The sequence below is a fragment of the Microbacterium sp. NPDC058021 genome (genome assembly GCF_042885955.1).
Lineage (GTDB): Bacteria > Actinomycetota > Actinomycetes > Actinomycetales > Microbacteriaceae > Microbacterium.
Window position 1 is genome coordinate 251827 of the sequence record NZ_JBHVRF010000003.1, and the last position, 19905, is coordinate 271731.

The window sequence follows — 19905 nt, forward strand, 5'->3', positions numbered from 1 at the left end:
GGGATCAGGCCCGGTCGCCGACAGGCAGCAGGGACGCGGCAGGGGCGGATGCCGCGGCAGCGGCCGCTCCTGCCCGTCCACGCCGCTCGACGGCGAGGTTGATCACGCCGAAGACGAGCACGAGCGCCGCGGCGACGAACGGCAGCATCATCGCGGCCCCGACGCCGACGCTCTCGGCCACCGCTCCGGTCACGGCGGCGGCGACCGACTGCGCCAGTGCCATCGCCGAACCGAGCACGGTCATGACGGTCGCCGAGCGGCCCAGCGGACTGCGGGTGCCGGCGAGGCTGAACAGCGTCACGAGCGTCGGGCCGACCCCGAGTCCCATGAGGCAGAGCGCCACGGTGACGCCTGACACCGAGCCGCTCAGCGTGAAGCCGAGCGTGGCGGCGGTGAGGACGCCCGCGAACAGCATCCAGCGCCAGCGCAGCGCGAAGCGCGCGGGCAGCAGCGCCGCAGACAGCGCCAGCACGGCCGACCCGACGCCCATGAGGCCGTAGAGGAGCGATGCGGCATCCACATCGTTCTGCGATGCCATGAACGCGGTGAGCGAGGTCAGGGTCGACCCGAAGAACATGCCGACCGCGAAGGTCGCGGCCACGAGCACCAGTACGGGCGCGCGCAGCAGTTCGCGGGCAGGCGCGATCTCGGCCGGCTCGTCTCCGGCGGCGGCGCCCGCGCGGGAGGTGGGGTGCAGCGCGAAGGCGGTCACGAACACGAAGCTCAACACGGCGGCGCCCGCGATCGGCGCCCACGGCGCGATCAGAGCGGCGAGGATGCCGACCACAACCGGGCCGATGACGAACGCGGTCTCATCGGCGGCGGATTCGTAGGCCATCGTGCGCGAGAACGTGCGCTCGCGCCGATTCGGAGAAAGCCGCTGGCCGATGATGGCGATGAGGCGGCTGCGCGACATCGCTGCGGCCTGCGGGGCGGAGACGCCGATGCCGAGCGCCGCGAGCAGCATGAGCCAGTCGGGAGCCCCGGCGGAGACGACGAAGGGGAACGCCGCCAGCAGCGCGCTGTTCGCGAGTCCCAGCGGCACCAGCACGCGCCGCTGCCCGTGACGGTCGACGGCGTCGCCGATGAGCGGGCCGGCGATGACGGTGCCGACGCCCACCGCGGCGGAGGTGAGTCCGCCGAGTGCGACCGAGCCCGTCGCCGAGACGACGTAAGTGAGCACACCGACGACCATCATCGCGAACGGCAGGCGCGCGACGAACGCGATCGGGAAGTACCACCGGCCGGTGTAGGCGATCAGCGATCGATCGTCGGCGGCGGATGCAGACATGGTGGGATACCTCGTTCAGCGTGGCGGGAGAATGTGCCGCCTTGCCTTTCCAGCAGGTAGATGCACCGTGTCATGCGCCCGCTTCTTGCGGGCGCACCTCTACCAGGATAGCGCGCGTGACCTATGAGCGGGCTATAAGCCCAGTTCGCGCCCCACATACGCGGGGACGACGACGGATGCGGGGCCCAGCACCACCTCGTCGAACAGCGACGTGTCGTCGTGGGTCTCGAGGTTCAGCAGCACGGTCTTGGCCCCCACCGCACCGGCCAGGGCGTGGAGGGTCGCGGCGGGCGTGACGTTGCCCGAGGTGCCGATCACCCAGAACTGCTCGCACTGCCCCACGGCGTCGTAGATCTCGTCGAGGCGGTACACCGGCTCCCCGAACCAGACGATGTCCGGCCGCAGCGTGCGGTGCCCGCACGAGGGACACGGCGGTTCCTCCGCGAGGTCGCCCGACCAGCGTGTGCGCGCCCCGCAACTCGTGCACAGCGCGCTGCCGAGCTCGCCGTGGATGTGGATGACGTGCTGCGACCCGGCCCGCTCGTGCAGGTCGTCGACGTTCTGGGTGACGATGAGCACCTCGCCGTCGAGCGCGCGCTCCAGCTCGGCGAGCGCGCGATGGGCGGGGTTCGGCTCGGCGGCGAGCGCGGCACGGCGGCGCTGGTCGTAGAAGGCCTGCACGAGCGCGGGGTTGCGGGCGAACCCCTCCGGGGTCGCGACATCCTCGACGCGGTGCTCCTCCCACAGCCCGTCGGCGGCGCGGAAGGTCGCCAGCCCCGACTCCGCCGAAACGCCGGCGCCGGTGAGGATGACGATGCGCGCGACCATGCTCCGACGCTACCCGCGGCGGCGGCTCTGCGCGCGGGGCGCGGTTCGGCGCCGTGCGGGCGCCGCGGCGCCGGCGCGCGGCATCCACCCGCCGTTGCGCGCCCTCCCCCGACGGCCGCGGCATCCCCTCACCCCCCGCCGAGAAACCACTTCTCGGTCGAGACACACCGCATCGCGTGGTGTCCCACCCGGGATGTGGTTTCTCGGCGGGCGGGGGCGGTGCGGGAGCGGCGGACGCGGGCGACGGGTGCGAGCGGCGGACGAGCACCGGTCGTGGCAGGGTGGGACCGTGGTGTCGCCGCAGTCACTCAGTGAAGCCGACCGCCGCCTCGTGGCGGCGTGGGCGGCGGAGTGCGCCGATCGAGTGCGGCCGCTGTTCGAAGCCGAGGCTCCCGATGACGACCGCGTGCGGGATGCCATCGCCCGCGCGAACGCCTTCGCGCGCGGTGAACTGAGCGCCGCAGGTGAGATCCGGCGCCGTTTCGTGGCGGGCCGGGCGGCGGGATCCGCCTCCTCACCGGCCGGGAAGGCCGCAGCGCGTGCGGCGGCGCAGGCTGCGGGCGTGGCGCACATGGGAGCCCACGCGCTGGGGGCGGCGGCCTACGCCGTGCGCGCGACGGAGCTGGCCCAGCCCGTCCGCGGCGATGCCGCAACCGCCGAGGTGCGGTGGCAGCTGGCGCGGCTCTCGCCGCCACAGCGCGACGCGCTCGCGCAGCTTCCCGCGCTGGGGGCCGACTCCGCCGGACCGCTCGGGCCGGGCCTGCTGGCCTCCGGTGCGCTGGGGGCCATCATCCGCGACCTGCAGGCCCGCATCGGCACGCGCTGATCGCGGCGCTGCGGCATGCGCTGCGCGCACCCGACGGCCCCGGCATCCCCCTCGCCCGGCGAGAAACCACTTCTCGGTCGAGACACACCGCATCGCGTGGTGCCCCACCCGGATGTGGTTTCTTGGCGGGAGAGCGACCCGCTCAACGGATGCCAGCGGACGCGGCGGGCAGCGTCAGGCGCGCGGCGCCAGATCGGGCGACAGGGCTTCGCGCTCGTCGAACACGAAGCACTCGCCCTCCCAGTGGGCGCCGCCGACCTGCTCGAAGTAGCCGAGGACGCCGCCGTCGAGCTGGAACGCGTCCACGCCCTCCTCGCGCAGGTGGATGGCCGCCTTCTCGCAGCGGATGCCGCCGGTGCAGAAACTCACGACCGTCTTGCCTGCCAGGTCGTCGCGATGCGACGCCGCGGCATCCGGGAACTGCGTGAACCGCTCGATGCGCCAGTCGACCGCGCCGCGGAAGGTGCCGTAGTCGACCTCGAACGCGTTGCGGGTGTCCAGCAGCACGATGTCGCGGCCGTCGTCGTCGTGTCCCTGCTGCAGCCAGCGATGCAGCGTGGCCGGGGCGACGGCGGGGGCGCGGCCCGCCTCAGGGCGGATGGTCGGGCGGTCCATGCGGATGATCTCGCGCTTGAGCCGCACGAGCATCTTGCCGAAGGGCTGCGTGTCGGACCAGCTCTCCTTCGGCGTCAGCGCGGCGAAGCGCGGATCGGCGCGCAGCTCGGCCACGAACCCGCGGACGGCGGCGGCGTCGCCGGCGAGGAAGAGGTTGATCCCCTCCTCGGCGAGGATGATCGTGCCCTTCAGCCCCGCGGCATCCGCGCGCTCACGCAGGAGCGGACGAAGGGTCTCGCGGTCGTCGATCCGCGTGAACAGGTACGCGGAGACGTTGAGGACGGAGGGCACGGTTCCAGCTTACGGACGCGCGCCGAGCGGACGCCGCGAGCGGGGATGCCGCACGGATGCCGCGAGCGTGGATGCCGCACGCACCCCATCCGACGCGAAGACCCCGCCGACCCGGATGGGCGCGGCGGGGTCTCGCACAGCACGGGTCAGCTGATGTCGCCGCGCCAGGCGCCGGTCTCGGTGCCACGCGACTCGATGAACTCCTTGAACTTCTTGAGGTCCTTCTTCACGGCGTGGTCGTCCCAGCCGATCGCGGCGCCGACCTTCTCGCGGAACCCTTCGGGCTCCCAGTCCAGTTGCACCGTCACACGCGTGGTGTTGTCGTCCAGGCGGTGGAACGTCACGACACCGGCGTGATTCACATCTCCCGTGATGCTGTTCCACGCGACGCGCTCATCCGGGTGCTGCTCGGTGATCTTGGCGGTGAACTCGTGCGCGACACCGGCGACGCTCACCTTCCACAGCGTGGTCTGGTCGTCACCCTGCGTGATCGAGTCGACGAACGTCAGGAACTGCGGGAACGACTCGAACTGCGTCCACTGGTTGTAGGCGGTCGTCACGGGGACGTTGACATCGATGCTCTCGGTGATGCGGGCCATGGGGCGTTCCTTTCTCCGAACGAGATGATGAACGGCCATCCTGTCCCGCCCGGCCCGCCCCGACGAAGGGGTTGCCCCTCGAATGCCCGTCTGTTATCCCTGCGCGGGCGTTCCCAGCGCCGCGAGCGCGTCACCGGCGAGGCGCTGTGCCGTCCACTCGCTCATGGGCTCCGCGCCGATCGCGCGGTAGAACGCGATCGACGGCGCGTTCCAATCCAGCACCGTCCACTCCAGCCGCGAGTAGTCGCGCTCGACGCAGACCTGCGCGAGCGAGGCGATGAGCGCCTTGCCGTAGCCGCTTCCCCGGTGCTGCTCGTGCACGTACAGGTCCTCGAGCCAGATGCCGTGCCGGCCGGTCCACGTCGAGTAGGTGAGGAACCAGATCGCGATGCCGAGGATCTCGCCGTCGCGCTCCACGACGTGCGCGAAAACGCGCGGGTCGGGTCCGAAGAGCGCATCGGTCAGCGCCGGCACGGTGTTCGCCACGGCATCGGGTTCGCGTTCGTAGACGGCGAGGTCCACGATGCGGGCGAGGATGCCGGGTTCGTCACCGGGGCGGGCGGCGCGCAGTACCGCGCCGTCGTCGAAAGTGCGGAAGGTCACCCGTCGAGCCTAGGGGTGGCGGCGAAAGTAGAATCGAGGTGCCGCCGTCGTGGCATCCCCCTGTCAGGAGTCCGCGTGTCCGTCGCCGCCCGCAACCGCATCGAACCCACCGTCCTTCAGGCCCTCCGCAGCCCCCGACTGCTCACCCGCGAAGCACTCGCCGGCCTGGTCGTGGCCATCGCCCTCATCCCCGAGTCCATCGCCTTCTCGCTCATCGTCGGCGTCGACCCGCGCGTGGGGCTGTTCTCGTCGTTCGTCATGGCGGTCGTCATCGCCTTCACCGGTGGCCGTCCCGCGATGATCAGCGCCGCCACTGGAGCGGTCGCCCTCGTGGTCGCCCCCGTCGCCCGGGAGCACGGCTTCGACTACCTCATCGCGACGGTGCTGCTGGCGGGGGTGCTGCAGATCCTCCTCGCGGTGCTCGGGGTCGCCAGACTCATGCGCTTCATCCCCCGCAGCGTCATGGTGGGCTTCGTCAACGCGCTGGCGATCCTGGTGTTCGTTTCGCAGATGCCGCAGCTCATCGACGTGCCCTGGGCGGTGTACCCGCTCGTGGTGGCGGGGCTCGGCATCCTGTACTTCTGGCCACGGCTGACCAAGGCCGTCCCGGCGCCGCTCGTCGCCATCGTCGTGCTCACCCTCGTCGTCGTGGTGTTCGGCATCGCGGTGCCGACGGTCGGAGACCAGGGCGCGCTGCCGCGGAGCCTGCCGGAGCTGTTCATCCCGCAGGTGCCGCTGGAATGGGAGACGCTGCAGATCATCGCGCCCTACGCCCTGGCGATGGCGGTGGTCGGCCTGCTCGAGTCGCTCATGACGGCCAAGCTCGTCGACGACATCACCGACACCCGCTCCCGCAAGACCCGGGAGGCGTGGGGCCAGGGCGTCGCGAACGTCGCCTCAGGCCTGTTCGGCGGCATGGGCGGGTGCGCCATGATCGGCCAGACGATGATCAACGTGAAGGCCTCGGGCGCCCGCACCCGCATCTCGACGTTCATGGCGGGGATCTTTCTGCTCCTCCTCGTCGTGGCGCTGGGTGACGTCGTCGCGATCATCCCCATGGCCGCCCTCGTGGCCGTCATGGTGCTCGTCTCGGCGACGACCTTCGACTGGCACAGCATCCGCCCCTCGACCCTCAAGCGGATGCCGCGCAGCGAGACCCTCGTCATGCTCGTGACCGTCGTCGCCACCGTGTGGACCAGCAACCTCGCGGTCGGGGTCGGCGTGGGCGTGCTCACCGCGATGGTCGCCTTCGCCCGCCGCGTCGCACACTTCACCACTGTGACCCGCACGCTCTCCGACGACGGCGCGGTCGCGCGCTACACCGTCGACGGCGAGCTGTTCTTCGCCTCCAGCAACGACCTCACGACGCAGTTCGACTACGCCGCAGACCCCGCCCGTGTCGTGATCGACATGACCCGTTCGCACGTGTGGGATGCCTCGACGGTCGCCGCGCTCGATGCGATCGTCACCAAGTACGCGCAGCACGGCGCCACGGTCGAGCTCGTCGGCATGAACGACGCGACAGCCGCGCTGCACGGCTGGCTCAGCGACGGCTGAACCGCGCCCGGCTACCCGATGCCGCCGACCAGGGCGGGATCGGCCTGGTTCCACGTGTTCGCGGTCTGCAGCACCCAGTACAGGCAGAACAGCGCGAGCGCGACGAACTCGCACACGAACACCACCGGGAACGTCGTCGCGGCCGGTCCGCCGACGGCGACGAAGATCGTCACCGCGACGAGGTCCAGCGCCAGCAGCCCCGCGATCACGGCGTAGGCGGTGCGCACGGCGCGCGAGGGGGTCGGCTCCGGTGACCAGTCGGTGCGCAGGGCGTCGAGCAGCGACACGATCGCGAGGATCCCGAAGAACCCCGCCGTCGCCACGAAGTGCGCGAAGCCGAAGAACGACTCCCGGCCCAGCCCCCACCACGCCCACACCACCGCGAGCACGATGACGCTCAGCACGATCGACGGCCAGACTCGCTCGAGCGCCGCCCGTCCGGCATCCCGCCGCAGGCCGAGCACCACCGCCACCGCCACGGCGAGCGCGCCGACGACGAGGTAGGTCGCCACCGACGTGTCGACGGCCGGGTGCACGGATGCCGGCACGCAGGCCTCGCCGCCGCAGACCTCGACGCCCGCGATCGTGATGACCGGTGTCGGGACGACCGCCACGAGCGGCGCCAGCAGCGCTGCGGCATCCAGGAGCCCGCGCTGCACGCCCCGGCCCGACAGGGCCAGCAGGCCGAGGGATGCCGCGATCAGCGCCCCCACGAAGGCATCCCGTGCGGGGGTGTAGTAGGCCGCGCTGATGGACTCCAGCATGCCCAGCTGCGCGACGGTGATCGCCACCGCGACGGCGATCACCACGGCGGTGCCGGCCACGCCCAGCCGCAGGTAGCGGTAGGTGCGTCGCAGCGACGTGTCGGCGGCGCGCACGGCGTCGTGCGTCATGGCGCGAGCGTAGCGCGCGGGCACGACGGCCCGCGGCATGCGCCGGACGTTCGCGCGACGCGCCCGGATGTCTAGCACTGCGCGCGCGGGAGTGCAAGGACCTGCTGACCACTGCCGGGTCGACCTACCGTCGGATCAACCCGATCGAACAGGAGCAGACATGGCATCGACCACGAAGAGCAAGAGCACCTCGACGACCGAGCCCAAGAACAAGCGCCGCGCGGCCCCGGGCGGCAAGGGCGCGAAGCTGACCCAGGAGGAGAACGCCGAGAAGGGCTTCACCGCGTCGGCCGCCCTCGGCGAGAACCTGCAGAAGGTGCTCGTCGACCTCATCGAGCTGTCGCTGCAGGGCAAGCAGGCCCACTGGAACGTCGTGGGGCGCAACTTCCGCGACACCCATCTGCAGCTGGACGAGGTCATCGAGGCTGCACGCGAGTTCTCCGACACCATCGCCGAACGCATGCGTGCCCTCCACGCCCTCCCCGACGGCCGCAGCGACGTCGTCGCCCAGACCACGACGCTGCCGGAGTTCCCCCAGGGCGAGATCGGCACCACCGAGGTCATCGACCTCATCACCGAACGTCTCGACGACGTCTGCGCGACATGCCGTGAGGTGCACGACGACGTCGATGAGGAAGACCCCACGAGCGCCGACATCCTGCATGCCGTCCTGGAGCGGCTGGAGCAGCTCTCGTGGATGGTGAGCGCGGAGAATCGCACGCCGCAGCGCTGATCCTCTCGCGCAGGAGAGACGAAAGCCCGTCCGGTTCGCCGGACGGGCTTTCATCGTGCGGGGCCCCTCAGGGCGTCGGCATGCCGCCGTTGACGTTCAGGGTCTCCCCGAGGACGTAGCTCGACTCAGCCGACGCCAGGAAGACGTAGGCGGGGGCGAGTTCGGCGGGCTGCCCCATGCGCCCGAGCGGAGTGTCCTTGCCGAACTCGGCGACCTTGTCCTGCGGCTGGCCGTCGCTGGGCTGCAGCGGCGTCCAGATCGGGCCGGGGGCGACGGCGTTCACGCGGATGCCCCGGGGCGCCAGCTGCTCGGCCAGGCCTTTCGTGAACGCGTTGATCGTCGCCTTCGTCGAGGCGTAGTCCACCAGGATGCCGGACGGAGAATATGCCTGGATCGACGTCGTGTTGATGATCGCCGAGCCCGCCGGAAGATGCGGGAGGGCCGCCTTGGTGATCCAGAACATCGCGTACACGTTCGTCTTGAACGTGTGGTCGAACTGCTCGTCGGACAGCGTGGTCAGATCCTCGTTGTAGATCTGCTTGCCGCCGTTGTTGACGAGGATGTCCAGCCCGCCGAGCCCCTCGACGGCCTGCGCGACGAGTTCGCGGCAGTACGCCGGGTCTTTCAGGTCCCCGGGGAAGGCGACGACGGTCGCGCCGGCCTCACGCAGGATCCCGACGATGCGCTGGGCGTCCTGCTGCTCTTCGGGCAGGTACGACAGCGCCACGTCGGCGCCTTCCCGGGCGAACGCGATGGCGGTGGCCGCACCGATTCCGGAGTCGCCGCCGGTGATGAGCGCCTTGCGGCCGGTCAGGCGACCGCTGCCGCGATAGGTGTCCTCACCGAGGTCGGCCTTCGGCGTCAGATCGGCGTCCAACCCGGGTTCGGCCATCTTCTGCTTCTGGGGCTCGATGTCGGCGTAGAGCTTCGCCGGGTCGGTGAAGCTGTACTGATCGCGGGACATGGTGTCTCCTCTCTCGTGGATGGTCAACGGCCGCGGAGCACGGGCTCCGGGACGATTTCGCGGATGGTCAGCGCGGCGCTGAGGAAAGCGAGGTGGCTGAGCGCCTGCGGCGTGTTCCCCCACGCCGAGCCGTCGTCCTCGTCGATCATCTCGGCGTAGATGCCGACGTCGTTCGCGGCGCCGACCAGGGCGTCCATGTGGGCGAGCGCCTCGTCGTGACGGCCGACGCAGGCCAGGGCGTGCGCGCGCCAGAACGCGCAGGCGACGAAGGTCTTCTCGACCTGGTCAGCCCCGGTGTACCGGTACATGAGCGACCCGGCGCCGAGGTCTTCGGTGAGCGCGTCGATCGTGCTCGACATGCGTTCACCGCGGTCGTAGCCGCTCGGGGCGTGCAGCAGCACCGAGGCGTCCAGGTCGCTGGAGCCGGCGAACCACACATACGCGCGGCGGTCCTGTGACCAGCAGTGCTCCTCGATCCAGCCGCGGATGCGGTCGCGCTCGGCGCGCCAGCGGGCGGGGCTGCCCGGGATGACGTCGGCCTCGGCGAGCCAGACGGCATCGTCCAGCGCCTTCCAGCAGCCCATCTTCGACGACGTGTAGTGGCGTTGCTCGGGCAGCTCCCACATACCCGAATCCGGGTTGCGCCACAGGTCGCACGTGCGGTCGGCGATGCCCGCCAGCATCCGGCCGGTCTCGGTGTCGAGGACGTTGCCGGCCTCGACATAGGTGCGGCAGATCGCCATGAGGTCGCCGTAGACGCCGAGCTGCAGCTGCTCGACGGCGGGGTTGCCGGAGACGACGGGGCCGATGCCGTTCCACCCGGCCACGTCGTACTCGGTGGGCTCGGGCACGAGGCCGCCGTCGAGGGTGTACATCACGTGCAGCCGCGGGCCGTGGGCGCGGATGGTCTGCAGCAGCCACGACAAGGCCGCGTGCGGCTCTTCGCGCAGCCCGAACCGCACGAGCGCGTGTGCGGTGTAGGCGAGGTCGCGCACCCATGCGAAGCGGTAGTCCCAGTTCTTGCCGCCCCGCGCGCTCTCGGGCAGCGACGTCGTGGCCGCGGCGGCGATCGCGCCGGTGGGGCTGTAGATGAGCAGCTTCAGCGCGAGGGCGCTGCGCTGCACGTGCGGCGCCCACGGCCCCTCGTAGGAGAACTCGCGCGACCAGGTGCGCCAGTTGGCGATGGTGCGGTCGATGCCGTCATCGGCGACCTGCGGATCGACGAACGGAACGGGCTCGTCGTGGGTCGCCGCGACCACGACGACATGACGCGAGCCCGCGGTGGCGGTGAACCGGCCGGCCAGCTCGGGCCCGGCGGGGGCGCCGACATCCGGGGCCGAGGGGCCGTGGCGCAGACCCACGACGGTGAGCCCGGTGCGACCGCAGCGCATGACGGCGCCGTGCGTGGTCTGCTCGATCCACGGCGCCGCGGTGTGCAGCGACGTGCCCGGACGCACCGCCCACGTCATCGGCACCTCCCCCTCGACACCGTCCACGCGTCGCACGAGCTCGGCCCACGGCAGCCGGCCGGCGACGCCCGAGACGAGTGCGTCGGTCACCTTGATGACGCCGTCGCGGGTGGTGAAGGTCGTCTCGAGCACGTTCGTGCGGGGGATGTACCGCCGTCGCACGGTGAACTCGGCCGCGGGCGAGAGCGCGAAGCATCCGCCGGTCTCGTCGTCGAGGATGCGCGCGAACACCGCGTCGGAGGTCAGCTCCGGCAGCGGCATCCAGTCGATGCATCCGTCTGAGCCCACCAGCGCCACCGTGCGTCCGTCCCCGATCGGGGCGTAGGACTCGATGGGCTGACAGGTCACACGTGCTCCTTCTCACCGACGGGGTCCGTCCAGTCTCGGTGGGAGAGCGCGTCAGCGGGCAAGGGTTGACAACCCCGCGAGCGCCGTGCGATTCGCGGGCGCGCGCCGCGTCGCTCGCCCGGCGCGCGATGCGGGTTCAGCGGCCCGCAAGCCACAACACGCGACGGGGGAAGCCCGGGTGGCGGGGGCGACGGTCAGCGCAGGAACTGCGCGGGGTCGAACTCCTCGATCGGGATGACGCGCACGCGCGGCAGCGGGGCGTCGAACGCAGCGGCGTCGAACTCGAGGTCGTAGGTCTCGAGCCCCGGAATGGTGACGAAGCCGGTGTTGCGGAACTCCCCGAACGCCAGCACGCCGACGCGGCGGCGACCGTCGGCGAGCGCGCGCACGTCGTCGGCGAAGTCACCGTCGTGGCTGACGAGCATGACGTCGTCGTCGCGGTCGCGCAGCGCCCGGAGGGTGCGCTGGATGGCGATGTCGACGATCTTCTCGTCGGAGGGGCCCGACAGCGGCACCGGCTTGTAGCCGAGGGCGACGAGAGCCTGCACGAACGTCATCGGCAGGTTGGTGGTCGCGTTCAGGAAGAACAGGCCCTGGGTCGGCTGCTGCCACGTCTTCTCGACGAACGAGAGGATGCGGTCCCAGCGCGGCCGCTCATCGGGCTGCGGCCGGCGGCCCAGGATCGATCCGCCGAGGGTCGCGTCGATGTTCTCGCCATCGACCAGCACCCATGCGCCCTGTGCGTCGCCCACTGCGACCTCCCTGCGGCGCCGTACGGGACGCCGTTTCGATCCTACGGGGCGGCCCGGGCCGCCCCGACCGAGGTCAGTTGAGCGCGCGGGTGGAGGCGGGGATGACGCCGTCGGCGTAGAGGCTGATGGCGACGTCCTGCAGGGCGGTCAGCGCCACGCGCTGCGGCAGGGGCCCATAGGAGATGCGGGCGACGCCGAGCTCCTCGTACTGCGCCGCGGTGAGCGCGCCGGGCAGGCCGATGACGCTCACCTTGCGCACGCCGATGCCGTCGACCAGCCGCCGCGTGACATCCACGTCCAACGGCCCGGGCACGAACACCACGTCCGCGCCGGCGTCGAGATAGGCGCGGCCGCGCTCGATCGCGTCGGCGATCGAGTCCTCCAGCGGCCGGTCGCCCGCGCGCACGAAGGCGTCGGTGCGGGCGTTCAGCGCGAAGGGCACACCCTCGGCCTGGCCGGCGGCGACGATCGCCTCCACGGCGGCGACGGACTCGGCGAGCGGCTTCAGCCGGTCCTCGACGTTCGCACCGACGACTCCGACGCCGATGGCCCGGCGCGTGGTCTCGCCCGGGTTGCCGTAGCCGGCGTCGAGATCGGCCGACACCGGCAGGTCGCCGGCGACCGCGACGATGCGGCCGACCATGTCGAGCATGACCTCCAGCGGGATGTTCTCGCCGTCGGCGTACCCGAAGGTCGCGGCGATCGAGTGACCGGCGGTGGCGAGGGCCTTCGTCTCGGGGAGCGCGATGATCGCCTGCGCCGATACGACGTCCCACACGTTCACGACGCGGAGGATCTCGGATGCCGCGTGCAGCTCGGACAGGTTCTGGGCGCGCTGGGCCTGAGTGGTCATCGCCCCACGCTAGCGGGGTGGTGGCCCATCGGGACAGGGTCGCGGGCACCGCCGCGCGCCACCGGCATCCCTCCCCCGCCGCCGGATACCCTGACGCCATGGCCGTCCGTCAGACCCGTCGCGCGCGGGCGCAGCGCCGCCGCGTGAAGCGGGTGGCGGCATCGGGCAGCGATCTCACCGAGGCGCAGTGGCGGCGCATCCTCGACGCGTGGGCGGCATGCGCCTACTGCGGCGGGGACGGCGCGGCACTGCAGCGCGACTGCGTGCTGCCCATCTCCCGCGGCGGCCGGTACACGATCGACAACGTCGTGCCCGCATGCCGCTCGTGCAACGCCAGCAAGAGCAACGACGAGGTGACGTCGTGGATGCGGCGGCGACGGCTGGACGAACCGGCGTTCCTGCTGCGGTGGCGGCAGATCGTGCTGGCGCTCGCCGCGGAGGATGCCGCGGCAACGGCGCCCGCCGCCGCCGTGCTGGATGCCGCCGCTGCGCTTCCCGCCGGGCATGCCGAGCCCACCGAGCCCGCCGAGCCCGCCGAGCCTGTCGGTCCCTGAGCGCGCCACCCTCGGCATCCGCTCGGCCCGGATCGCCGACAATGGAAGCATGACCCGTACTGTGATCGGCGCGTTCGCCCTCGACGCCGTGCTCGTCGTCGCTTTCGCCGCGATCGGCCGCGCGAGCCACGACTCCGCCGCCTTCGGCATCGGGCTCGTCACGACCGCGTGGCCCTTCCTGGTCGCGCTCGTCGTCGGGTGGCTCGCCGCCCGCGCCTGGCGGGCTCCCGCGGCCCCCGTGCGCACGGGCCTCGGCGTCTGGGTGATCACCGTCGCGGGCGGCATGGTGCTGCGCGCCCTGAGCGGGCAGGGCACCGCGGTGCCTTTCATCATCGTCGCGACGCTCACACTGCTCGTGATGCTCGTGGGCTGGCGCGTGGTCGCCGCCCTCGTCTCCCGCACGCGCCGCGCTCGGTCGTCGCAGACGTCCCCGTCCGCGCCGGTCGCGGGCCGTTCCTGACGACCGAAGCCCCGCATCCGCCACTGCATGCGGCGGAATGGATGCCACGCGGCATCCGTTGCACTCGGTATGCAACGCTTCGGAACGCTCTCGTTCGGCCACTACGGCCCCCTCGGCCGCGGCAGGGAACTGACCGCGGGTGACTCGATGCGTCAGGCGATCGACCTCGCGCAGGGCATGGACGATCTGGGTGTCAACGGCGCCTACTTCCGCGTGCACCACTTCGCCCGGCAGCAGGCGTCGCCGATGCCGTTGCTGTCCGCCATCGCGGCGACCACCAAGCGCATCGAGGTCGGCACCGGTGTCATCGACATGCGCTACGAGAACCCGCTGCACCTGGCCGAAGAGGCCGCGGCGGTCGACCTCATCAGCGAGGGCCGCCTGGCCCTCGGCGTCAGCCGCGGTTCACCCGAGACCGTCGTGCGCGGCTACGAGGCGTTCGGCTACACCGGGTCCCAGGACCCGCGCGGCGCCGACATCGCCCGCGCCCACTTCGACCTGTTCCTGCGCGCCATCGACGGCGAAGGGCTCGCCGAACGCGACCCCGACAGCCCGTTCGGCGGCGGCACCGGCATGCAGCGGATCGAGCCGCACTCCCCGGGCCTGCGCTCGCGCGTGTGGTGGGGCGCCGGCAACCGCGACAGCGCGGCATGGGCGGGCACGATGGGCGTGAACCTCATGTCGTCGACCCTGCTGACAGAGGACCGCGGCGTCCCGTTCGACGTGCTGCAGGCCGAGCAGATCGACGCCTTCCGCGCCGCGTGGCGCGAGGCCGGCCACCAAGGCGACCCCCGGGTGTCGGTGAGCCGGTCGATCTTCCCCATCACCACCGCGGAGGACGAGCTGTACTTCGGGCACGCGTCCGAGGGCGAGGGCGTCGGCTACATCGACGGCATCCGCTCGACCTTCGGCAAGACCTACGCGGCATCCCCCGATGTGCTCGTCCAGCAACTGCAGCAGGATGCCGCGATCGCCAGTGCCGACACCCTCATGCTGACCATCCCGAGCCAGCTGGGGGTGGAGTTCAACCTGCGGCTGATCGAGGCGTTCGCGACCCACGTCGCGCCGTCGCTCGGCTGGGAGCCGACGACCGCACGGTGAGCCGTCGCGTCGGCTGTCGGAATTCAGGCTCAGCGGTCGTGAACCCCCGGCGCACACCGGCTCCCATGCGCACAGCCTGAATTCCGACGGCACCGCCGGGATCAGCCGACGGGGTACACCAGGCGGAACCGTTCGCACAGCACCGGCATGTCCGGTTCGAACCCCCGCGGACTGTCGGAGTAGGTGCGCCAGTACCGCTCGTGCACCTCGCGCCAGTGCGCCAGTGTGCGGTCGCCCTCACCCTCGGCGCGCGCGTGCTCGGCATCCACCCTGTGAAACGGGACGACCTCCAGCGCGGTGGTCTGGATGACAGCGCGCGGTGCGCCCGCGCCGTCGAGGATGACACTGTAGTCGCCGACCTCGGGCAGCGCGTCGCCCGTGGCCTCGTAGTCCCACAGCGACGACGCCGTGCCGGTCTTCACCCCGGCGAGCACGAGTCCCAGCAGCTCGTCGGCGTGAGCGGGCACCGCGCCGAACCCCCACACCTCGGGGAGCGCCTCGGGCAGCTCGGGCAGCTCCGCGCGGCGCTGGTTCCAGAACTCGGCGGGGGATTCAGGGTCGGCCATGCGCCCCAGCGTAGGGGCCACAGCGACGGATGCCGCGTGTCAGCGCCGCACGCGCAGCGCGCCGGGCTGCACGGTCGCGAGGATGTCGGCGGTCTCCCCGACCTCCTCGCCGTCGATCTCGAACGCCTGCGCGCGCGGCAGCGTCACCCGCACCGACATCGCCTGCCGGTGCCGGGTGGTCGCGGTGTCCACTGCGGTGTCGTCGCGGGCGACCGCGCGGCGGATGCCGTTGTCCCACACCACCGACTTCAGCGCGTCGAGCCATTGCAAGCCTTCCGGGCCCTCGCCGCCGACCAGCACGATGTCCAGCAGCCCGTCGTCGGGCTCGGCGTCGGGGAGGATCCGCAGCCCGCCCTGCACCATCCCGCAGTTGCCGATGAGCACGGTGTGGGCGGGTTCGGTGACCGGCACGTCGGCGTCGAACGCGACGGTCGCATCCACGAGGTCAGTCGCCGCCATCGCACGCCCGAGCGCCCCGACGTACGCCAGCCAGCCGGCCTTGTCCTTCGCCTCGTCGTCGGTCTCGGCGAGCATCTGCGCGTCGATGCCGAATCCCACCATCACCAGGAAGATGAACTCCTCCCTACGGTCGACCAGCTCGATGTGGCCGACGTCCAACGGGGTGTCGTCGCCGTCGATGGCGCGGGCCAGCGCCGCCGCAGCATCCCCGATGCGGATGCCGAGGTTGCGGGCCAGCAGGTTGCCGGTGCCGGCCGGCACGATCCCCAGCGGCACCTCGGTGCCCACGAGCGCCGTCGCGACGTCGCGCACCGTGCCGTCGCCGCCGGCGGCGATCACCACGTCGCAGCCCTCCTCGAGTGCGCGGCGGGCCAAGCCCTGCCCGGCATCCTCGAGCGTCGTCTCGTACCAGCGCACCTCGACCGGCTGGGTGCGGGTGGACAGGGCCTGCTCGAGCCGGTCGCGCTGGACCTTGACGGGATTGAAGACGATGCCGATCATCCGCCCACTCTGGCCCACGCGCGCCGCGATCACCAGCGGCGACCATCCGGCGTCCCGTCCGCACGCACTTGCCGCGCCCCCGGCAAATCGTCGCGTGCAGGCGGCGGCGCATTCCCGTGAATAATGGGAACGTGACGACGAAGGCCGCGGGCTACAGCGCGATTTCCAGCTACTCCCGAGTGGAGATCCTCCACCACATCCAGGAGCAGCCCCAGCGCACCGTGGCCGACCTCGTGGCTGCCACGAAACTGCACGCCAACACGGTGCGCGAACACCTGCAGCGTCTCATCGACGACGGCTACGTCGTGTCCGAGATCGAGCACCGCACCACGCGAGGGCGGCCCCGCGTGCTCTACAGCGCCGCCGACGGGGGCCAGGCGTCGAGCCCGGTGCAGCGTCGCAAGGTGAAGGAGGCGGCCCAGCGCGGCGACCTCATGCGCCGCGTGCTCCCCAGCGAGCTGCCGCCGGAATTGACCACCGAGGCCCTCCACCAGGTGGATGCCCTCGTGGAGAACCTCGTTGATGCCGGCTTCGACCCCATCGTCGACGAATCGGACCTCACCATCGACCTCACCCCTTGCGCGCACGCCGAGGTGCAGTCCGCCCACCGCCAGATGCTGTGCTCGGTGCACCTGGGCCTCATGCAGGGCGTCATCGCCCAGGCGGGCGGCCCGCTCACGGTCGACGGCATGCGGTCGTCGTGCGACCCGCGCGACTGCATCGTGCAGCTCTCCGCTCGGGGCTGATCCCCCTCCCCACCCGACGGAGGTCAGCCTCCGACCGCGTTCGATCCCCCGCGAGGGCTGCCGGAACGACGAGTCGTCGACCGCGTGCCCGGGCAGTGTGCCGCGTGCGCACGCGCGCCGCAGCTGCTCGATCGCGGCATCCGGCGTGGGCCGATGACCCACCTTCGCCGGCGGCATGGATCGAGATGCCAATCCCGGCGATTGAGGGTACTCTCGTATCTGGCCGGAGTGGTCTGACCACACCCGTGATTATTCACGGCTCGTCCCCCTTTTGGGGGACCCGGCTGCTGGATACCTTCAGGCTGACGGAAACACTGGGAAGGACTGCAATGGAACTGCTCGATCCGCTGCTGCTCGCGCGCTGGCAGTTCGGCCTGACGACGCTCTACCACTACCTGTTCGTGCCGCTGACGCTGGGTCTCGCCCTCGTCGTCGCCATCTTCCAGACGGTGTGGTACCGCACGGCCAACGTGGCGTGGCTGCACCTGACGCAGCTGTTCGGCAAGATCTTCCTGATCAACTTCGCGATGGGTGTCGTCACCGGCATCGTGCAGGAGTTCCAGTTCGGGATGAACTGGTCGGCATACTCGCGCTTCGTCGGTGACGTCTTCGGCGCCCCGCTGGCTTTCGAGGGCCTCATGGCCTTCTTCTTCGAGGCCACATTCATCGGCGTGTGGATCTTCGGCTGGAACAAGCTGCCGAAGGCCCTGCACCTGGCCTCCATGTGGATGGTGGTGCTCGGCTCCACCTTGTCGGCCTACTTCATCCTCGCCGCCAACGCCTTCATGCAGAACCCGGTGGGCTACGAGATGGCCGCCGATGGCGGTCGTGCCGAGCTGGTGGACTTCTGGGCGGTGCTGACCAACCCCGTGGTGTTGGCGGCCTTCCCGCACACGATCTTCGCGGCCTGGATGTTCGCCGCCGCCGTCGTCATCGCCGTCAGCGCGTGGCACCTCTCCCGCGGCCAGCACCTCGAGACGCTGCGCAAGTCGCTGCGCTTCGGCATGTGGTTCATGATCGTCTCCTTCGTCGGCGTCTTCCTCTCCGGTGACCAGCTGGGTCTGGTGATGGTCGCGACGCAGCCCATGAAGATGGCGGCCGCGGAGGCGATCTGGGATACCGCCTGCGGCGCGGATGCCTCGTTCTCGCTCTTCTCCATCGGCACGCCCGACGGGTCGGAGGAGATCTGGTCGCTCCGCGTGCCCTACCTGCTGTCATTCCTGTCGACGCACACGTTCGACGGCTGCGTCGAGGGCCTCAACGACCTGCAGGCGCTGTACACCGAGCAGTTCGGCGCCGGCATCGACTACATGCCGATCGTCTGGGTCACCTACTGGTCGTTCCGCTGGATGATCGCCCTCGGTGGCATCGCCACGCTGATCTCGGTCGCCGGCCTGTGGGTCACCCGCAAGAAGGCCACGCGCCCCGTCGCCCGCTGGATGTGGAAGATCGCGATCTGGTCGGCGCCTCTCCCGCTGCTGGGCAGCCTCGTCGGCTGGGTCTTCACCGAGATGGGCCGCCAGCCCTGGATCGTGTTCAGCCTCATGCTGACCGAGGACGGCGTCTCGCCGAACGTGCCGGGCTGGACGGTGCTGATCTCGCTGATCGCCTTCACTCTCATCTACGCCGCGCTGGCGGTGGTGGAATTCGGCCTCATCCTCAAGGCGGCGCAGAAGGGCCCCGACCCGCTGCCCGACCCCGATGCCGAGGGTGCCGAGCCCACGGCCCTCGAAGACACCCCGACGACGGTCTACTAGGAGCACGTCATGGATCTCGCCTATCTCTGGTTCTTCATCGTCGGTGTGCTGTTCGTCGGCTACTTCGTGCTCGACGGCTTCGACTTCGGCGTGGGCATGTCCCTGCCCTTCCTCGGCAAGAACGAGGTCTCCCGCCGCCAGGTGATCAACACGATCGGCCCGGTGTGGGACCTCAACGAGACGTGGGTCATCGTCGCCGGCGCGTGCCTGTTCGCCTCCTTCCCGGAGTGGTACGCGACGCTGTTCAGCGGCTTCTACCTGGCGCTGCTGCTGATCCTGCTGGCCCTCATCGCCCGTGGCGTCTCCTTCGAGTACCGCCACCAGCGCGACAGCCTGCGGTGGAAGCGCAACTTCGACCGCATGATCGTCATCGGCTCGGCCGTGCCGGCCTTCCTCTGGGGTGTCGCGGTCGCCAACATCGTCCAGGGCGTGCCGCTGGATGCCGACCACGAGTTCGTCGGTTCGCTGCTGACGCTGCTGAACCCCTATGGGCTCCTGGGCGGACTCACGACGCTGCTGCTGTTCTTCACCCACGGCGTGTACTTCGTGGCGCTGAAGACCGACGGCCAGGTGCGCACCGATGCCCGGGCGCTGGCCGCGAAGGCGGGCATCCTCACGGTGGTCGTGGCCGCGGTGTTCCTGGTGTGGACGGTGGCGATGGCCGCCGGCGCCGGCGCTCCGCTGATCATGCTCGTGATCGCCTGCGCGGCGGTGGCCGCCGTGCTGCTCATCGCCTCGATCGTCGCCAACCGCCGCGACCGCGAGGGCTGGGCGTTCGGCTTCGGCGCCGGCACCGTGATGTTCGCGGTGCTGACCCTGTGGCTTGCGCTGTTCCCGAACGTCATGCCGTCCACGACCGACCCGGCCTTCAGCCTCACGATCGAGAACGCGTCGAGCACCGACTACACCCTCACGATCATGACGTGGGCGGCGGTCATCTTCCTGCCGCTGGTGCTGCTGTACCAGGGCTGGACGTACTGGGTGTTCCGCAAGCGCGTCACCCGGGCGCACATCGAGAAGGCTGCCGAAACGGTGCACTGAGACCTGGCCGCCCCGGTCGCAGGACGCGCGAGTCGCGCGCCGGACCGGGGCGGTCTGTGGTGCCGGTGAGCGATCGGCCACCGGCTCGCGTGGGAGGA

Annotated in this window: 21 protein-coding genes; 9 read left to right on the top strand and 12 right to left on the bottom strand. The window is 71.0% G+C overall.

Translation table 11 applies throughout. From position 1 onward, the window contains the following. Positions 1 to 4: 4 nt before the first annotated feature. Positions 5 to 1291, bottom strand: coding sequence for an MFS transporter (locus tag ACFVR6_RS08030; RefSeq protein WP_386960980.1), 1287 nt, complete (start codon positions 1289 to 1291; stop codon positions 5 to 7). A 132-nt stretch (positions 1292 to 1423) separates the two neighbouring features. After that, positions 1424 to 2119, bottom strand: a complete 696-nt coding sequence (locus tag ACFVR6_RS08035) for an NAD-dependent deacylase (RefSeq protein ID WP_386960983.1) — start codon at positions 2117 to 2119, stop codon at positions 1424 to 1426. 289 nt (positions 2120 to 2408) lie between these two features. Here ACFVR6_RS08035 and ACFVR6_RS08040 point away from each other — a divergent pair, with 289 nt between their 5' ends. Continuing rightward, positions 2409 to 2945: a putative immunity protein gene (locus ACFVR6_RS08040; RefSeq protein WP_386960986.1), complete on the top strand. Its 537-nt coding sequence runs from the start codon at positions 2409 to 2411 to the stop codon at positions 2943 to 2945. 174 nt (positions 2946 to 3119) lie between these two features. Here the strand turns inward: ACFVR6_RS08040 and ACFVR6_RS08045 are convergent, their stop codons facing one another. The 3 genes from ACFVR6_RS08045 to ACFVR6_RS08055 form a co-directional block, all read right to left on the bottom strand. After that, positions 3120 to 3851 carry a sulfurtransferase gene (locus ACFVR6_RS08045; RefSeq protein WP_386960989.1) on the bottom strand — a complete coding sequence of 244 codons (732 nt, stop codon included), beginning with the start codon at positions 3849 to 3851 and terminating at the stop codon, positions 3120 to 3122. A gap of 146 nt (positions 3852 to 3997) precedes the next feature. After that, positions 3998 to 4450, bottom strand: coding sequence for an SRPBCC family protein (locus ACFVR6_RS08050; RefSeq protein WP_386960992.1), 453 nt, complete (start codon positions 4448 to 4450; stop codon positions 3998 to 4000). A 93-nt stretch (positions 4451 to 4543) separates the two neighbouring features. Then, entirely contained in the window at positions 4544 to 5053 is a 510-nt protein-coding gene (locus tag ACFVR6_RS08055) for a GNAT family N-acetyltransferase (RefSeq protein ID WP_386960995.1), read from the bottom strand. A gap of 75 nt (positions 5054 to 5128) precedes the next feature. On the opposite strand from ACFVR6_RS08055, the gene ACFVR6_RS08060 reads away from it, so the two are divergent. Continuing rightward, positions 5129 to 6610, top strand: a complete 1482-nt coding sequence (locus tag ACFVR6_RS08060; protein WP_386960998.1) for a SulP family inorganic anion transporter — start codon at positions 5129 to 5131, stop codon at positions 6608 to 6610. An 11-nt stretch (positions 6611 to 6621) separates the two neighbouring features. Here ACFVR6_RS08060 and ACFVR6_RS08065 read toward each other — a convergent pair whose 3' ends face one another. Next, positions 6622 to 7503: a hypothetical protein gene (locus tag ACFVR6_RS08065; protein WP_386961001.1), complete on the bottom strand. Its 882-nt coding sequence runs from the start codon at positions 7501 to 7503 to the stop codon at positions 6622 to 6624. Positions 7504 to 7663: 160 nt separating this feature from the next. On the opposite strand from ACFVR6_RS08065, the gene ACFVR6_RS08070 reads away from it, so the two are divergent. Further along, a complete protein-coding gene (locus tag ACFVR6_RS08070; RefSeq protein ID WP_386961004.1) occupies positions 7664 to 8236 on the top strand; it encodes a Dps family protein in 573 nt (190 codons plus the stop codon). Between the two features lie 67 nt (positions 8237 to 8303). Here ACFVR6_RS08070 and ACFVR6_RS08075 read toward each other — a convergent pair whose 3' ends face one another. From ACFVR6_RS08075 to ACFVR6_RS08090, 4 genes are all read right to left on the bottom strand, one after another. Further along, the gene (locus ACFVR6_RS08075; RefSeq protein WP_386961007.1) at positions 8304 to 9200 is read right to left on the bottom strand and encodes an SDR family oxidoreductase; all 897 of its coding nucleotides are present in this window, start codon (positions 9198 to 9200) and stop codon (positions 8304 to 8306) included. Positions 9201 to 9223: 23 nt separating this feature from the next. Then, positions 9224 to 11017: a glycoside hydrolase family 15 protein gene (locus ACFVR6_RS08080; protein ID WP_386961010.1), complete on the bottom strand. Its 1794-nt coding sequence runs from the start codon at positions 11015 to 11017 to the stop codon at positions 9224 to 9226. A gap of 194 nt (positions 11018 to 11211) precedes the next feature. Further along, positions 11212 to 11769 (bottom strand): NYN domain-containing protein, encoded by a 558-nt coding sequence (locus ACFVR6_RS08085; RefSeq protein ID WP_386961013.1) that lies wholly within the window; start codon positions 11767 to 11769, stop codon positions 11212 to 11214. A gap of 73 nt (positions 11770 to 11842) precedes the next feature. Beyond that, a complete protein-coding gene (locus tag ACFVR6_RS08090) occupies positions 11843 to 12622 on the bottom strand; it encodes an isocitrate lyase/PEP mutase family protein (protein WP_386961016.1) in 780 nt (259 codons plus the stop codon). Between the two features lie 98 nt (positions 12623 to 12720). Between ACFVR6_RS08090 and ACFVR6_RS08095 the strand changes: the two genes are divergently transcribed. The 3 genes from ACFVR6_RS08095 (at position 12721) to ACFVR6_RS08105 (ending at position 14737) form a co-directional block, all read left to right on the top strand. Further along, on the top strand, positions 12721 to 13176 hold the full coding sequence (locus ACFVR6_RS08095) for an HNH endonuclease (RefSeq protein WP_386961019.1): 456 nt from the start codon (positions 12721 to 12723) through the stop codon (positions 13174 to 13176). A 49-nt stretch (positions 13177 to 13225) separates the two neighbouring features. After that, a complete protein-coding gene (locus ACFVR6_RS08100; protein WP_386961021.1) occupies positions 13226 to 13636 on the top strand; it encodes a DUF3054 domain-containing protein in 411 nt (136 codons plus the stop codon). Between the two features lie 69 nt (positions 13637 to 13705). Continuing rightward, the gene (locus ACFVR6_RS08105) at positions 13706 to 14737 is read left to right on the top strand and encodes an LLM class flavin-dependent oxidoreductase (RefSeq protein WP_386961024.1); all 1032 of its coding nucleotides are present in this window, start codon (positions 13706 to 13708) and stop codon (positions 14735 to 14737) included. Between the two features lie 101 nt (positions 14738 to 14838). Here the strand turns inward: ACFVR6_RS08105 and ACFVR6_RS08110 are convergent, their stop codons facing one another. Further along, positions 14839 to 15303, bottom strand: a complete 465-nt coding sequence (locus ACFVR6_RS08110) for an ASCH domain-containing protein (protein ID WP_386961027.1) — start codon at positions 15301 to 15303, stop codon at positions 14839 to 14841. A 39-nt stretch (positions 15304 to 15342) separates the two neighbouring features. Further along, a complete protein-coding gene (locus ACFVR6_RS08115) occupies positions 15343 to 16263 on the bottom strand; it encodes a diacylglycerol/lipid kinase family protein (RefSeq protein ID WP_386961030.1) in 921 nt (306 codons plus the stop codon). A 131-nt stretch (positions 16264 to 16394) separates the two neighbouring features. On the opposite strand from ACFVR6_RS08115, the gene ACFVR6_RS08120 reads away from it, so the two are divergent. From ACFVR6_RS08120 to cydB, 3 genes are all read left to right on the top strand, one after another. Beyond that, positions 16395 to 17009: a helix-turn-helix transcriptional regulator gene (locus ACFVR6_RS08120; protein WP_386961033.1), complete on the top strand. Its 615-nt coding sequence runs from the start codon at positions 16395 to 16397 to the stop codon at positions 17007 to 17009. A 329-nt stretch (positions 17010 to 17338) separates the two neighbouring features. Beyond that, complete coding sequence (locus ACFVR6_RS08125) at positions 17339 to 18766, top strand: cytochrome ubiquinol oxidase subunit I (RefSeq protein ID WP_386961035.1); 1428 nt, start codon at positions 17339 to 17341, stop codon at positions 18764 to 18766. 9 nt (positions 18767 to 18775) lie between these two features. Beyond that, a complete protein-coding gene (cydB, locus tag ACFVR6_RS08130; protein ID WP_386961038.1) occupies positions 18776 to 19807 on the top strand; it encodes a cytochrome d ubiquinol oxidase subunit II in 1032 nt (343 codons plus the stop codon). Positions 19808 to 19905: the final 98 nt, after the last annotated feature.

Coding starts and splice junctions, on each gene's coding strand:
- ACFVR6_RS08090 (WP_386961016.1), bottom strand. CDS start 12,622: ATGACCACTCAGGCCCAGCGCGCCCAGAACCTGTCCGAGCTGCACGCG.
- ACFVR6_RS08035 (WP_386960983.1), bottom strand. CDS start 2,119: ATGGTCGCGCGCATCGTCATCCTCACCGGCGCCGGCGTTTCGGCGGAG.
- ACFVR6_RS08100 (WP_386961021.1), top strand. CDS start 13,226: ATGACCCGTACTGTGATCGGCGCGTTCGCCCTCGACGCCGTGCTCGTC.
- ACFVR6_RS08110 (WP_386961027.1), bottom strand. CDS start 15,303: ATGGCCGACCCTGAATCCCCCGCCGAGTTCTGGAACCAGCGCCGCGCG.
- ACFVR6_RS08115 (WP_386961030.1), bottom strand. CDS start 16,263: ATGATCGGCATCGTCTTCAATCCCGTCAAGGTCCAGCGCGACCGGCTC.
- ACFVR6_RS08075 (WP_386961007.1), bottom strand. CDS start 9,200: ATGTCCCGCGATCAGTACAGCTTCACCGACCCGGCGAAGCTCTACGCC.
- ACFVR6_RS08105 (WP_386961024.1), top strand. CDS start 13,706: ATGCAACGCTTCGGAACGCTCTCGTTCGGCCACTACGGCCCCCTCGGC.
- ACFVR6_RS08065 (WP_386961001.1), bottom strand. CDS start 7,503: ATGACGCACGACGCCGTGCGCGCCGCCGACACGTCGCTGCGACGCACC.
- ACFVR6_RS08070 (WP_386961004.1), top strand. CDS start 7,664: ATGGCATCGACCACGAAGAGCAAGAGCACCTCGACGACCGAGCCCAAG.
- cydB (WP_386961038.1), top strand. CDS start 18,776: ATGGATCTCGCCTATCTCTGGTTCTTCATCGTCGGTGTGCTGTTCGTC.
- ACFVR6_RS08030 (WP_386960980.1), bottom strand. CDS start 1,291: ATGTCTGCATCCGCCGCCGACGATCGATCGCTGATCGCCTACACCGGC.
- ACFVR6_RS08095 (WP_386961019.1), top strand. CDS start 12,721: ATGGCCGTCCGTCAGACCCGTCGCGCGCGGGCGCAGCGCCGCCGCGTG.
- ACFVR6_RS08125 (WP_386961035.1), top strand. CDS start 17,339: ATGGAACTGCTCGATCCGCTGCTGCTCGCGCGCTGGCAGTTCGGCCTG.
- ACFVR6_RS08050 (WP_386960992.1), bottom strand. CDS start 4,450: ATGGCCCGCATCACCGAGAGCATCGATGTCAACGTCCCCGTGACGACC.